This is a genomic window from Alcanivorax sp. IL2, from assembly GCF_047495475.1.
Classification (GTDB): Bacteria; Pseudomonadota; Gammaproteobacteria; order Pseudomonadales; family Alcanivoracaceae; genus Alcanivorax.
Window position 1 is genome coordinate 294,064 of sequence record NZ_CP179932.1, and the last position, 14,334, is coordinate 308,397.

Annotated in this window: 14 protein-coding genes; 1 reads left to right on the top strand and 13 read right to left on the bottom strand. The window is 57.2% G+C overall.

Translation table 11 applies throughout. The features are described from left to right. Positions 1 to 5 precede the first annotated feature (5 nt). The 7 genes from ACMG4N_RS01335 to ACMG4N_RS01365 form a co-directional block, all read right to left on the bottom strand. Positions 6 to 416: a DUF6896 domain-containing protein gene (locus ACMG4N_RS01335; RefSeq protein ID WP_414432637.1), complete on the bottom strand. Its 411-nt coding sequence runs from the start codon at positions 414 to 416 to the stop codon at positions 6 to 8. Between the two features lie 64 nt (positions 417 to 480). Beyond that, entirely contained in the window at positions 481 to 792 is a 312-nt protein-coding gene (locus tag ACMG4N_RS01340) for a hypothetical protein (protein ID WP_414432639.1), read from the bottom strand. A gap of 124 nt (positions 793 to 916) precedes the next feature. Continuing rightward, on the bottom strand, positions 917 to 1,237 hold the full coding sequence (locus tag ACMG4N_RS01345; protein ID WP_414432640.1) for a hypothetical protein: 321 nt from the start codon (positions 1,235 to 1,237) through the stop codon (positions 917 to 919). Between the two features lie 68 nt (positions 1,238 to 1,305). Then, positions 1,306 to 1,611: a hypothetical protein gene (locus tag ACMG4N_RS01350; protein ID WP_289132829.1), complete on the bottom strand. Its 306-nt coding sequence runs from the start codon at positions 1,609 to 1,611 to the stop codon at positions 1,306 to 1,308. Between the two features lie 91 nt (positions 1,612 to 1,702). Beyond that, complete coding sequence (locus ACMG4N_RS01355; protein ID WP_414432642.1) at positions 1,703 to 2,092, bottom strand: hypothetical protein; 390 nt, start codon at positions 2,090 to 2,092, stop codon at positions 1,703 to 1,705. Positions 2,093 to 2,151: 59 nt separating this feature from the next. Next, the gene (locus ACMG4N_RS01360) at positions 2,152 to 2,391 is read right to left on the bottom strand and encodes a hypothetical protein (protein ID WP_297764827.1); all 240 of its coding nucleotides are present in this window, start codon (positions 2,389 to 2,391) and stop codon (positions 2,152 to 2,154) included. Between the two features lie 495 nt (positions 2,392 to 2,886). Further along, the gene (locus ACMG4N_RS01365; protein WP_414432644.1) at positions 2,887 to 3,417 is read right to left on the bottom strand and encodes a hypothetical protein; all 531 of its coding nucleotides are present in this window, start codon (positions 3,415 to 3,417) and stop codon (positions 2,887 to 2,889) included. A gap of 529 nt (positions 3,418 to 3,946) precedes the next feature. Between ACMG4N_RS01365 and ACMG4N_RS01370 the strand changes: the two genes are divergently transcribed. Continuing rightward, a complete protein-coding gene (locus ACMG4N_RS01370) occupies positions 3,947 to 4,921 on the top strand; it encodes an integron integrase (protein ID WP_414432646.1) in 975 nt (324 codons plus the stop codon). Between the two features lie 137 nt (positions 4,922 to 5,058). On the opposite strand, the gene gcvPB is transcribed toward ACMG4N_RS01370, so the two are convergent. From gcvPB to ACMG4N_RS01400, 6 genes are all read right to left on the bottom strand, one after another. After that, positions 5,059 to 6,525, bottom strand: coding sequence for an aminomethyl-transferring glycine dehydrogenase subunit GcvPB (gene gcvPB / locus ACMG4N_RS01375; RefSeq protein ID WP_414432647.1), 1,467 nt, complete (start codon positions 6,523 to 6,525; stop codon positions 5,059 to 5,061). After that, the gene (gene gcvPA, locus ACMG4N_RS01380; RefSeq protein ID WP_414432648.1) at positions 6,522 to 7,880 is read right to left on the bottom strand and encodes an aminomethyl-transferring glycine dehydrogenase subunit GcvPA; all 1,359 of its coding nucleotides are present in this window, start codon (positions 7,878 to 7,880) and stop codon (positions 6,522 to 6,524) included. Before gcvPA ends, gcvPB begins: the two co-directional genes overlap by 4 nt. A 151-nt stretch (positions 7,881 to 8,031) precedes the next feature. Next, entirely contained in the window at positions 8,032 to 8,418 is a 387-nt protein-coding gene (gene gcvH, locus ACMG4N_RS01385) for a glycine cleavage system protein GcvH (protein ID WP_290537221.1), read from the bottom strand. Positions 8,419 to 8,602: 184 nt separating this feature from the next. Further along, a complete protein-coding gene (gcvT, locus tag ACMG4N_RS01390) occupies positions 8,603 to 9,682 on the bottom strand; it encodes a glycine cleavage system aminomethyltransferase GcvT (RefSeq protein ID WP_297765677.1) in 1,080 nt (359 codons plus the stop codon). A 183-nt stretch (positions 9,683 to 9,865) separates the two neighbouring features. Beyond that, positions 9,866 to 12,814 carry an Ig-like domain-containing protein gene (locus ACMG4N_RS01395; protein WP_414432649.1) on the bottom strand — a complete coding sequence of 983 codons (2,949 nt, stop codon included), beginning with the start codon at positions 12,812 to 12,814 and terminating at the stop codon, positions 9,866 to 9,868. A gap of 14 nt (positions 12,815 to 12,828) precedes the next feature. Then, positions 12,829 to 14,187 carry an OmpP1/FadL family transporter gene (locus ACMG4N_RS01400; protein ID WP_414432651.1) on the bottom strand — a complete coding sequence of 453 codons (1,359 nt, stop codon included), beginning with the start codon at positions 14,185 to 14,187 and terminating at the stop codon, positions 12,829 to 12,831. Positions 14,188 to 14,334 lie beyond the last annotated feature (147 nt).

Consider the following 14,334-nt stretch of genomic DNA (forward strand, 5'->3'; position numbering starts at 1 on the left):
CCTTATTATGTGTTTTTCACGAGATAGTATAAATTGCCATATTCTCGCGATTCTGATTTCTTTACTTCATTGGCTTGAATTGCATCCTTAAGCCATTCATCAATGTCGCTTTCATGTACGTGAGGATACTTCCCCCTTCGAGCACTGATGAAACCATACAACCTCCACGCATCGAAACCATCAATACGCCCATCAGCACCATAATCAAAATCGACTATGTCATTTTTACTGATATGAACCGTACAACCCACTCCATGAAAAAAGTATTTGTGCTTGCCGCCAAGAATACCAGCCTGTTCAATAGGCGGCCCCCATTTATGGGGCTCATCCGTATCAAGATACTTCTTCAGAATCTCATTAGCCTCCGCGACCTTTTCTTGAAATTCGGAAATTATTTTTTGAAGCTCAGTTTTCATAGTTTACACATAACGCCTAGCTCACAGGAAAATTGCGAGCTTGCGAGTAAATTTTCCTGTGCAGCTAATTGTTATGAGCACTTGACCGACCAAATTGAAAAACACCAAATGCAACAATGAACAACCCAAGCTGACCAAGGTGCGCAGAAGTGCGATACCATATCGGCAGGCACTCATAGTATGACTTTCCTGCGGCCCAACAAGACCCCGTACTTTCAGGAAGATTTGGTGCCACATGCCCGTATTGAAAGATAAGCAAGAAACCAAGCAGCAGAAACGCCCCCGCCATTGTTCTGCCACGCACCATAACCCACACAGCGCTAACAAGAATCGCTGCCTGGCCTGAATACATTAGAAAAGGCTCAATTTTTTCCACTCACCACCCCATGAGCTCATAACGCCCACAACAGGGGCCAAACGTAGTGGAGATAATTTGCGGTAAAGTGAGCGCAGCGAACCGCAAATTGACGAAACGTAGTTTGGTCCCTTGCTTGTGCTTGTTATGCCAGTTGTCGGAGCCAGTCATTAAACCAATCCTTGGGCATTTGCTCTGCCTCAAAGTCATTATCCCGTAGCTCTTCAAGAGTATATGTATTTGCTAAAAAGAGATCCCACTGTGTTTCCACATCCGTGAGGATAGGGAGCAAACCCTCTATTTCGGGTTCAGCATCAACATCTAGATACTGACACCAGAACCGATCACACCATTCTGCAATCTGCTTGTGCGAGTATGGCGATACCTCTGGATTTGCACCCCAAGTAAGCATCTTTAATGCGGACTCTCGCGTAAACGGCAATTCTACTGGAGCACTTGGCTTCATTGTTCGGGGCACCTACTCACTAAGGGCATAACGCCCGCCATCATGCGCTCGTCGCATGCATGGCATTGTTATGCCATTCGAGCATACGAGTCACACCAAAACTCCAAATAACTTTCACCAAAGCATTCAACCCGAACCTTCCCATATTCACACTGAGACCCAATCTCTTCCGATATTGTAATCTGGTCAGCAGACAGCAAGGCAGGAACAACATCCTCATCTCGCAAGCGCTCGAGTCGCACACCCTGAGCAGATGAATCGTCGCTTAATGAAAGCTCTAGTGACAACTGGCCACCGCAAAAATCCCTGGCAAGCATGATGCTCTTTACATACCAAGGGTCAGAAACAGAAAACAACTCTTTAAATTGACTCATATCTCTTCACGCATAACGCCCCGCGCAGCGGGAAAATTGTAGCGACGAAGGAGCGGAAATTTTATCCGCCTGCCGCGGCTTGTTATGCGCACTACAACTCAAGCACTTTCTCTGCTTGTTTCTCTACTATTTTCTTTGAGAGCTCGATGACTACCGACAAACCTTCTCTCTGGAATCTCTCCTTTATTTGTGCCAGCACACTTGGCTTTGTTATTGCGCTAGCAAAATCGTGCCCTTCCGCTGTCAAACGCCAATTCACTATAGAAATAGTGTAATCATGGGCCGTTCTTCGGATGCCGATGGAGCCGTTTTCTAGAGTGCTTGCAATAAGCCCCTTATCTACCATGATCTCAATATGAAAGACGAACTTGTGATCGTTACCGCCCCGCAAATTGTCGAAATCCCGCCAGTTAACGGTGGGTATTTCGCTATCCAGAAACACCTCTAGTATTTTCTCTATGTACTCGTAATCTATTCTCACCTAAGGATTCCTTCACGCATAACGCCCGCCATCATGCGCTTGTCGCATGCATGGCATTGTTATAAATTCTCACCATTTACCCGATTACTAAAACTAGAGTGATGAATTGCCCAATAGATGAAAACCACAATCAACGGCCCTTGAAAAAGGCAGCAAAGCGACCAAAACCATGGTTTCGTCCCTAGAAACAGTTTTGGAAGAGACTTGGCATCCTTATATATCAAAGGAGCCAGAACCAAGCCAATAAAGAAAGAAAATCCCAAATAGCTTAAAGCAGCAAAAATTTGTGTTTCATCCATCAACTTCCCCCTAGAATTTATAACGCCCCGCGCAGCGGGAAAATTGTAGCGACGAAGGAGCGGAAATTTGATCCGTCTGCCGCGGCTTGTTATATCTCTAGCTCACTGCCACTAATACAACCCACCCAATTGGAGCGGCCAACCATCGAAGCAAGTTCGCATTGGGGCGCCAAATACAAAAGGCGGCGATCGCCAGTAAAGACGGCACAAGCCGGTAAATTACATATACGCCGAACCCCCAATCTCTGTACACGAGAGAAAGAACGACCTCCGCCCACCATTCTGGCTCTGCTTTATCCAGAAGCCTAATTATTGCTCTGGCAATGAACCAATATCCCAGCAAAACGGAAATAGCCCTAAGGCCTTCCTCAATTTTCTTGCCACCAACATCATTCCATTCGCTAAGTTTTTTCATCTCACCCGATATAACGCAGAGCTTTGCGGCAATTTTGAAGCCGCATAGCGGTGGAAAAATTGTCCGACAACAGCGACTTGTTATGCATTCAAGGCTCCGTAGCTCTGCGCCGATGCCTGATCAAAGAACACAACAATGTTGTCAGCCATACCCCAATTGGAATTGTCAGATATTTCTAGTGCTGAAATGACCACTAACCCACCAGATGTAAATTTGATCACGATGCTTTGAGGGTAGTAAATTTTCTTTTTAAATATGCCAACCTCTTTCACCCAGTGCCAAACTACCTCAGTGACTTGAATCTCGTCACCGACCAATTGACGCCAATTGGATGAGTGGGTGACATCAACCTTTCTACACTCTGCCACTTCAGATTGTAATGATTCCTCCAAGACGGACACGCCATACTGCGCAAACTCGCTACCCCAGATAAAGCCAAATACCTTTCCAGACCGCATTTTTAAATTGATGCCGTAATCCAAACAGTCAAAATCTGAATCTTGAGCGAATTCCGTCTGATAGCCTTCGTAGTCGATTTCGAAGTACTCAACGGATACTAATGTCTCACCCTCTAAGCCACTAACGAGGCTCAAATATTCTTCCTTAGTCATAGTGATGCATAACGCCCGGCGCAGCGGGCAAATTGGAGTGAGGAACGAACGGAAATTTGGTCCTGCTGCCGCCACTTGTTAAGTGATTTCACCAACCTCACCCTTTTGTTATTACAATTATCAATCCGACAACGCTCACCAGAAACGGCCATATCCATTTCCAGTGCTTTAAATAGAATTGCACAAAGGAATGGAGAGCACTTGAAGTCCAGTGTCGATCATAAGTTCCCATGAGCATTGGGCTACCAGGTGGCTCAGGCACATATTCTCCTTCCCACCATTTCTTAATCGATTCCTTAGCCTTCATCTTTCTCACTTAACAGGTATTAGGAAGCCGGCTCGAATATCCAATGAACGTGCCGGCTTCATATCACAGATTGCAAATTTGCATATTGAAAGATAAAAGCAGAAAAGTCAGTCAGTTACAAACCGGGCTACTTACGCATTATTCAATATGTTGACTTCTTCTTTTTCCTGAACCAATAATACTGATCATAAAGACAGTATTTGCAGAATAAGGAGCCCGCCCATGCACAAGGAGTGTGCAGGCCGCCCCAGGCTTCGTGATCAATTTCGCGAGGCGATCAGGGTGCGCCATTACAGTCACCGTACCGAGAAAACCTACTGGTACTGGATTCGCTATTTCATACGCTTTCACAAGTTACGCCATCCTGCCGAGATGGCCGAACGCGAGGTATCTCTCTTCCTGACCTGGCTGGCAACAAGCCGAAATGTGGCTGCTGCCACTCAAAACCAGGCGCTAAATGCCCTGGTTTTCTTGTATCGACATGTGATTCATCAGCCTCTGGGGGAGGTGGAAAACATCAGTCGCGCTAAACGGCCTGCCAAACTCCCGGTGGTGTTATCCCATTCTGAGGCTTTATCCGTAATTGAACTCTTGCCGGAACCCCATCGATTGATTATTTCTCTGATCTACGGCTCCGGTATGCGCGTGACAGAAGTTGCCCGGCTGCGCATTAAGGATATTGATTTCAACAACAAGACAATCACTGTCCGCGACGGCAAGGGAGGAAAGGATCGCACAACGCTGCTGCCTGAACCTCTAGCTCCTGCTCTGACCAGGATTATCAAAGCAACAACAAGCAGAATTAATAAGACACCAGCCGATAAGAGAACACCGGTTTCCCTGCCTTCGGCACTATCGCGCAAATATCCGTTTGCCAATATTTCCTCTCAGTGGCACTGGATATTCCCATCCTCAAACGTTTGCCAGGACAGAGATGGGAATTGGGTACGGCATCACATCCACGTATCCGCTGTTCAAAAGGCGGTTCGCCAGGCCGTTCGTGATACGGGGATCAACAAGCCTGCGACCTCCCATACCTTCCGCCATTCCTTTGCCACACAGTTGCTGCTCAGCGGCACTGATATTCGCACGGTTCAGGAGTTACTTGGCCATAGTGACCTGAATACCACCCAGATCTATACCCACGTACTCGGGCAAGGTTTCGCGGGGGTAGTGAGTCCGCTGGGACGGGGATGAGAGGCGGGCAACGCCGGGGTCTGTTTAGCGTCTAAGCTCTGACTAGACTGTCCTCGATTAACCATAAAAAACCCGGCTTGCGCCGGGTTTTGTTCGCCATGCGAGCATGACTCCTACAGTTGTTTCCTGGTCTGGAATCAATCTGTCCAGGTAAGGTCCAGCTCGCGAGCCGCTTTCACGTCGTCCAGGCGACGCACCGGCTGGGTGAACGGTGCTTCCTTCACCATATCCGGTTCGGTGCGCGCTTCTTCCAGGATGGCGGCCATGGCGTCCACGAACTCGTCCAGGGCTTCCTTGCTTTCGGTTTCGGTGGGCTCGATGAGGAAGCACTCCGGCACCAGCAGCGGGAAGTAGGTGGTGGGCGCGTGCTGGTTGTAGTCCAGCAGGCGCTTGGCGATATCCATGGCGGTGACACCCAGCTCTTTCGCTTCTTTGGCGAAGGTAAGAATGAACTCGTGGCTGGCGCGGCGATCCGGGTAGGCGGCGGTGCAGCCCACGGCTTCCAGTCGCTTGAGCAGGTAGTTGGCCGCCAGGGTGGAAAACTCACCCACGCGGATCATGCCTTCACGGCCCAGGGAACGGGCGTAGAAGTAAGCGCGCAGCAGCACACCGGCATTGCCCATGAAGGCACTGAGATGGCCGATGCTGGTATCCAGGGTATCGCTGTCGACCCAGTGGTAGCTGCCGTCGTCACGCTGGCCCGCCATGGGGGTGGGCAGGTAGGGCAGCAGGCGCTCGGACACACCCACCGGGCCGGCACCAGGCCCGCCACCACCGTGTGGGGTAGCAAAGGTCTTGTGCAGGTTCATGTGGATCACGTCGAAGCCCATGTCACCGGGGCGCACCTTGCCGAGGATGGCGTTCAGGTTGGCGCCATCATAGTAGAGCAGGCCGCCGGCTTCGTGGACGGCTTTGGAGATGGCTTCGATCTGCCGTTCGAACACGCCGCAGGTACTCGGGTTGGTCATCATCAGGCCAGCGGTCTGTGGGCCGCAGGCTTCTTTCAGGGCTTCCAGGTCCACGTCGCCATCTTTACCGACGGGCACTTCGCGCACCTTGTAGCCACACATGACGGCGGTGGCCGGGTTGGTGCCGTGGGCGGCTTCCGGAATGAGGATCTCGGTGCGGCCTTCGTCACCACGGGCGTCGTGGTAGGCGCGGATCATGGCCACGCCGGCGAATTCGCCCTGGGCGCCGGCCATGGGGGCGAGAGAAACGCCTTTCATGCCGGTGACTTCCTTGAGGAAGTTCTGCAGCTCGAACATGCAGCTGAGGAAACCCTGACTGTGGCTTTCCGGCGCCAGCGGGTGGCGGTTGAGAAAGCCCGGCAGCATGGCGGCACGGTTGGCGCCACGGGGATTGTACTTCATGGTGCAGGAGCCCAGCGGGTAGAACTGCTTGTCGATGGCGAAGTTCTTGCTGGACAGGTTGGTGTAGTGACGCACCACCTGCATTTCGGACACTTCCGGCAGGCCCGGCTTCTGCTTGCGGCGCAGGTGCGCGGGAATGGCGCCTAACTTGTCGTCGCCCAGTGCTTTCGGCGCCTGGGAGGTGGCGCTGCGGCCCGGGTGAGACAGTTGGAAGATCAGTTGTGTCTCGCTCATGCCAGCACCTCCTTCAGGGCTTGTTCGAAGAGCTGCAAATCCTGCTCGGAATGGACTTCGGTGGCGTTCACCAGGATCGCGTTGTCCATGTCGTAATCGTTCGCCAGGCTGACGCCGCCCAGCACGTCTTTCTCGGCCAGGGCCGCCAGCACCTCACCGGCCGGTTTCGGCAGGATGAGTACCACTTCGTGGAAGGTGGGTGCAGTAAAGGCACGTTCCACACCGCCGATTGCGGTGAGCTTGTCGGCCAGCGCCTGGGTATTGGCATGACTATGGGCGGCCACGTTGGTGAGGCCGTCCGGCCCCAGCAGGGAGGTGTAGATGGTGGCGGCGGTCATGGCCAGGCCCTGGTTGGTGCAGATGTTACTGGTGGCCTTGGAACGACGGATGTGCTGTTCGCGGGCCTGCAGGGTGAGGGTGAAGCCCTGCTTGCCTTCCATGTCCACGGTGCGGCCGATGATACGGCCCGGCATCTGGCGTACGTATTTCTGTTTGCAGCACATGAAGCCGAAGTAGGGACCACCGGAGGACAGCGGCACGCCCAGCGGCTGGCCTTCGCCAACCACGATATCGGCACCGTCTTCGCCCCATTCACCAGGCGGGGTAATCAGCGCCATGGCGGTGGGGTTCACCACGGCGATCACCAGCATGCCGTTGGCGTGGGCCCAGTCGGTGAGCGCATCCACTTCTTCCAGGCTGCCGAAGTAGTTGGGCTGGCTGATCACCAGGGCCGCATAGTCTTCGCCTTCGTGGTGCTTGAGGGCATCGATCAGGGTCTGCCCTTTTTCCTGACAGAAGGGCACGGTTTCCAGGGCCACGTCCTGGTTTTCCACGATGGCCTGGGTGGCGCTGGCGTAACGCGGGTTCAGGGCCGCCGGCACCAGCACCTTGCGGGATTTGCTCTTGCGGTTGGCGCGCAGGCTCATCAGCACCGCTTCGGCCAGGCCGGAGGCGCCGTCGTAGACCGAGGCGTTGCTCACGTCCATGGCGGTGAGCCGGGTCATCAGGGTCTGGAATTCGTAGATCACCTGCAGGGTGCCCTGGCTCGCTTCCGCCTGGTAAGGCGTGTAGGCGGTGTAGAACTCACCGCGGGTGGCAATCTCCCATACCGCCGCCGGGATGTGGTGCTGGTAGGCACCGGCACCGATAAAGCTCACCGCCCCGGCGTCCATGGCCGCGCGCTCGTTCATCAGCCGGGTCACATCCATTTCGCTCAGCCCGTCGGGCAGGGCGTCGAGTTTGCCGGCGGCTTTCAGGTGCGCGGGGATTTCATCGAACAGGTCTTCGATGCTGTCGGCGCCGATGGCGTCGAGCATGGCGCGCACGTCATCGGGGGTATGGGGGATATACGGCATTGGGGTACCTGGATAGGTTGGGTGTTGGCTAATACAGCGCGCTACATCAGCACCGCAGGAGCGGCGCTCGAGCCGCGAATCCGTGCGAGGAAAGACATCGCAAGCACGTTCGCGGCTCGAGCGCCGCTCCTACGGAGTGTTATCGCTAGCGTTATTCGCTTTCGATCTGCGCCTGGTACTGATCGGCGGTGAGCAGGTTGTCCAGATCACCGGCTTCGCTCATCTGGATCTTGAACAGCCAGCCGCCTTCATAGGGAACGTTGTTGACCAGTTCCGGCTCATCTTCCAGAGACTCGTTGATCTCGATCACTTCACCGGAGACCGGCGCATAGATATCGGAGGCGGCCTTTACGGATTCCACTACGCCGGCTTCATCACCGGCGGCCAGCACCTGGCCCACTTCCGGCAGCTCCACATACACCAGATCGCCCATGGCATCCTGGGCGTGTTCGGTGATGCCCACGGTCACCACACCGTCGTCGTTCTTGGCCCATTCGTGGCTGGCGGCATAACGCAGCTCGGCTGGAATCTCGCTCATTGTTGTCTCCTTGGTTTAACGCTTCACGCGGCATGCTGCACGCATGACGCCGAAATCTGTATGTTCTGCAGGCTTGTCGTTGAAGCCATGCCTGGGTGCCAATTTCTTCGTCATGCAAGCATGACTTCCTACAAACCCCGGTCCAGTTCAGATGCCGTGGGAAGCGATGCTTGCATCGCGAATGCTACAACTCTTTGTACACTGCCTTGCCGTTACGCACGAAAGGCGGCTTGACCACCTGGGCGGGTTGGCGCTTGTTGCGGATTTCCACGTCCACCTTGCCGGTGGCGCCGGCGGGCAGCCGGGCCAGGGCGATGGACTTGCCCAGCGTCGGCGAAAACGTGCCGCTGGTAATTTCGCCTTGCTCGCCATTGGGCAACAACACTTGCTGGTGGGCGCGCAGTACGCCCTTGCCTTCCAGCACCAGGCCAACGAGTTCTCCGTGGCCATTTTGTTGCTGGTTGAGCAGCGGCTGGCGACCGACAAAATCCCGGTCGTTGAGTACCAGGGTCCAGCCCATGTTGGCTTCCCAGGGGGTGATGCTTTCGTCCATGTCGTTGCCGTACAGATTCATGCCGGCTTCCAGACGCAGGGTATCGCGGGCACCCAGACCGATGGGCGCCACGCCAGCGTCCAGCAATTGCTCCCACAGCTTCACCGCATCGGCACCGGGGAGCATGATTTCCACGCCATCTTCCCCGGTGTAGCCGGTACGGGCGATCATCCAGTCGCCCTCTTCGGCGAAGCCGAAGACTTTCAGGGTGTTCACCGCCTCGGCGCGGGCCCCGCTGAGCAGGCCGGCCACCAGGCTGCGTGCCTGCGGGCCCTGGATGGCGAGCATGGCCAGGTCGGCACGCTCGCGGATATCCACGGCGAAACCGCCGGCGTGCTTTTCCATCCAATCCAGGTCGGTCTCGCGGGTGGCGCAATTTACCACCAGACGGTAGTCATTGTCCCGCTTGTAGGCGATCAGGTCATCGATGACGCCGCCGCTGTCGTTGAGCATGCCGCTGTACAGGGCTCGGCCAGGGGTGACGCGATCCACGTCGTTGGCCAGCAGGTGGCGCAGGAAGTCCCGCGCGCCGGCCCCGGCGATATCCACCACCGTCATGTGGGACACATCAAATACGCCGGCGTGCTGGCGCACCGCATGGTGCTCCTCGATCTGGGAGCCATAGTTGATCGGCATGTCCCAGCCGCCAAAGTCGACCATCTTGCCGCCGGCCGCCAGGTGCGCGTCGTACAGAGCTGTGCGATGACCCATATAAACACCACTATTCAAATGAGCGGCAATTATATCGGGACGAGGCCGGGGGGCATAGGCTGGCGGCATGGACAGGGCCGGATTGGCCGGGTATTTAGCAGGGGTTGGTGGAGATCGCGGCCTAACGACCGCTCCCACAAAGCAGCGCAGGGCTGGTTACGGGAGCGGCCTCGCGTTTGGCGGTTACTTGATGGAACCGCTCTGGAAGGTCAGGTTGACGCCGCCGGCAGGGATCTGCAGGTCGATGGTGGCCGCGCCGCCACCGATACTGACATCGACAGCCTGCTCATTGAGACTGAGCAGGCCGATCACCAGGCGACCATCGGCCAGGAACTCCACCGGGCCGTTCAACTGCAGGTCATTGAGCTCCAGACTGTGCAGGTTGTGTGGCAGCCCCAGCGGCGCTTCCATTTCCGGGGCATCCAGAAACAGATCCAGGGTGGTGTCGAAGGTCAGCGAATTGCCGTCGTGACGGATAAAGCCGCGCACCGGCTCGGTACGATTGCCGTTACCGTCATCCGCATAGCGGGCACGCATCACCAGCGGCTCGGTGGGCACTTCCGGCTCCACCAGGCCGAGAATCTGCGCATAGACGCTGCTGTTGGTGGTCATCAGCACCGGTGGATAAATCAGCACTTCCACCGCCTGCTCGTCCTCGTTCCAGCCGATGATGTCCGCATTGATGCCACCGTTCAGGTAGGTGAACTTCTCGCCGGGGCAATCCTGGTTCAGTGGGCAGCCCACGTTGGCGCCAGTGGCCAGACCGCCGGTGCCGGTGACAAACAGGGAGGCGGCATTGGTGGGCGTGGGGTAGTCGCCGCTGCCCGGCGGGTCTTCCACCGCTTTTTGCTCACCGGCATCCATCTCGAAGTTGGCGTTCACATCCGCCTTCGGCAGGTTGCGCAGCGGCAGAAACACATTGCTGGTGGCCGGGGCACCGGTAAAGGCAATGGCCATATCCGGGCCACCTTCATCCGCAGCCGGCGCCAGCAACTGGGCGGTCTGCAGGGGCATACCCGCCACCGAGCAGATCACGTCCTGGCCGCAGCCGGTGTTTTCATGGGACCCGAGCACATACTGGTACAAGGTGCCCTCTTCCCAGGGCTGTGCGGGAATCACCGTCAGTGAGCGGGTGTTGCGGGACAGGTAGCCGGGCACCGCCTCCAGACAGTTACCCGCACTGTCGATTTTTTCCACTCGCACACTGCCTTCACCGCAGGCCTGGCCGAGCACCATGCTGCTGGCATCCATGTCCTGGGAGAATTGCACCTCGATGGGCCGGTTGGCTGGCATCGCATCCACCGGCAGCAGATCACCGGCCTGATTCTGGAAGGCGCTGGCGCACTGGCCCTGAATGCCATTGGCAAGGTCACGGCTGGACGGATCCACGGCGCAGGGAAAGCCCGGGTACACAGTGGTGGTGTAAGGCGTGCGCGGCGCATCCGGGCTGTAAGCAGGCATGCTGAACAGCAGGGTTTCCGGGCTAGCCGGGTTACCGTGCAGGTCTTCCACACCGTCGGTGAGCGTGACCTGATACTCGGTGCCGAATGCCAGCGGCTGCTCCGGGGTGAGGATCAGCGAGGCCCCATCCAGGGTCCAGTTGAACGGCACCGCCGCCCCCTGGTCGGTGAGAGTGACACTGACGCCGGCTTCAATGCTGTCCTGATCCGGGGTTTCACTGAGATTGAGGACAATGGGATCCCCCGGGCGGAAACGATCTGCGTAATCACCGGGCTGCCAGCTTTGCAGGGTGGGCCCGGTGATATCCACCGGCGGCGCCGGGGCATTCTCCTGATCCAGGTAGGATTCCATATGGAAGCTGAGTACGCCAAAGGCGGTTTCGATACCGAGCACTTCCGGCTCGACCACACCCAGGGCATCGATCTCCATGCGCCCCTCTTCGACGATGGCACGGCCCACCAGCTCAACTTGCAACAGGGTCTGGGTGAAGGCGCCGTTGGCACGGGAGTCGGCAGTGGAAAACGCCAGATCCAGGGTCAGCATGATGCGGCGCGGCGCTTCCGGGCGGGCACTGTAGGGGGCCGGCAACAGGTAGCCGGTGGCATCGGAGAGAAAGCTCACCGTCACCTCGCCGGAATCAAAGCCGGCGGGCAACTGGCCACCGATCAAGACTTCCAGCGGCGCACCTTTCAGCAGCGCACCCTTGCGAATCCGCAGCGGCGAGGCGTCCGGGTAGTTGGGAATAAAGGCCAGGTCGGCAAACAAATCCCCGGACAGTTTCGACACCGTGGTGTTGCCCAGCAAACGGGCAATCAGCGGCACACAGTTGATCGGCGCGCCGGTCAGCGGAGACAGTGTCACGCCCTCCTCATTACAGCCTTTCACCGGGTCGGCGGCCATGGCTTCCAGAGCCAGGGTTTCACGGGGCTGAGAGTCCTGCGGGTTTACCGCAAACTCACTGTCGCCGGTCAGGGCCGTGCCGAAACGGCTGCTCAGGGCGCTATCGAGCATCAGGGTATAGCTCTGCCCCGGTTGCAGGTCGCCAGCCGGGTCTACCGTGAGGCGGTTGCTGCCTGCCAGCACGCTGGCCTCCACCAGGTTGCCGCTGCCATCTTCCAGGCTGACGGTGGTGCCGTACTCCACGGTGCCCGGGTCCAGCGGCTGGCTGAACTGCAGGTGCAGGGTGGAGAAATCCATCAACGGGCGAGTGTCGTCAGCGGACGGTGAAAAGCGGCTGACGGTGAAGCCATCTGCCTGCTGCTGCTCACTGGCCGGGCCCTTGCCGGCGCTGCCGGTGGTGAAGGCCAGCTCGCCCCCACTGAAACCGACCAGCGTCATGCCGTCCAGCTGCAGCCGGTAATCGCTCTGGAAAGCCAGCGGCGCTTGGGGAGTCACCACCAGGGACCGGTCCTGGTCGGCGCGGGATAGCACCACATCCACCGGGCCATCCGGCCCCACCAGGCTCACGTCCTGATCGGCCAGTGTTGGCGGCTCGGAAAACTGCACCACCACCGGCGCATGCACGGACACGCCGGTCTGTTCATCCGCCGGATAGCTGTAATAGACCTGCCCTTTTTTACGGGCGCTGTAATCCACCGTCTGCTCGCTACCGCCGCCACAGGCGACCAGCAGCGACGCGGCGGCAATCAGGGAAAGTATTCGCAACATCATGCTTGCCTCCGCAATCAGAATTTCAGGGTCAGGGAACCGCTGAAGACGTGGACGTCACCTTCCGCTTCCACCCGTTCGCTGGGCTGCGGGTAAGCGGCGGACTGGGTGTCATAGATATCGAACTCCCGGGCTTCCAGCTTCTGGTACTGGTAACCGAAATCCAGACGCACCGGGTAAGCCAGCAGCCAGGGTTCCTTGAACTCGGCGGCCACTCCCAGGCCAACGATCCACTTGTCGCTATCCAGATAGTTCACGTCCACGGAGGCGTCGGAATCCAGCGGTGATTCGCTGAAGGCCAGGCCACCATTGAAGGTAAAGGTGTCGTTGAGGCGGTACTGGGCGCCCAGCCGCGGGATCACCACATCCTTGAAACGCAGCTGGCCCACATCGCCATTGACGGTCTGATCCTTGATGGTGTCACGCTCGAATTCCTCTTCCAGCGCCGACCACTCCTGCCATTCTACGCTCACCCCGGTGCGCCAGCGTCCGGACTGGTAATGCAGGCCACCGCTGAGGATGTTGGGCTGGTAAGAATCCAGGGTGTTGATGGCCAGCATCAGGCCCGGGCTGGAAATCACACCGGGAATCACTGCATTGGCGTTCACCTCGGTCTTGGTATTGGAATAGCCGCGATAGGCCAGGGCCGTTTCCAGGCCGTTGAACCAGCAGTCATCTCCCTTGGCACAAAAGGTTTCGCCCCAATCCATGTTGATGCCGAAGATCGGGCGAATGGCGGGCTTGGCGGAGACTTCTAGCCTTTCGTAGCGGGTGTTGCCAGCCAGGTCAGTGGTGGCGGCCAGATCCGCTTCCGCGTGCAGGGTGATACGGGCCGTGGCACCCACGTCGATACCACGCCACAGCTGGGTGGCACCACCCAGGTTCAGAAACAGGGGCTCACGGCCGTATTCAAAGTACTGCCCTTGTTGCGAGGTCTGGGATTCGAACGCGAGCATTTCCTCACCGTATTTTTCCACGCCCAGCATCAGGCCCAGGTAGAGGGGGTGATCGTATTTGGTCAGCGAGGTGAGGTCGGTTTTCATGCCGATCAGCACGTGCTGGGAGGGGGAGTCCTGGATCACATCGCCCTTGCGTACCGGTGCATCGGCACCGCCCAGGCTGTTGGCCCGCAGCTCGTGCTCGGCGTGCATGAAGCCGGCAGTAAGTTCGCCGCGCGGGTCCTTGGCCAGGTAGGCCGGGTTGTAATAGGTGGCTGAGGTCTGGCTGTTGAACAGGCTCAGGGCTTGGGCGGTGGCCAGATCGAAAGGCAACACGCCGTAGGTGGTACCGATGTTACCCATGCTGCCCATGGCAACAGACTGCATCAGCAAACCGCCGGCAACGACGGCAGCGCGTCCCTTGAATGAAACAGACATTGTGCACTCCTGATTTCTTTTTCTGTGTCGCGGGGGTGGCGACAGGGGGATGACACCCTAGTCAGGAGTACACAGGCATTCACATAGGAAGAAAGCGGTAATCGGCGTAATCCGCGACAGATATACGTAAAATTGTTGAAAACAGTG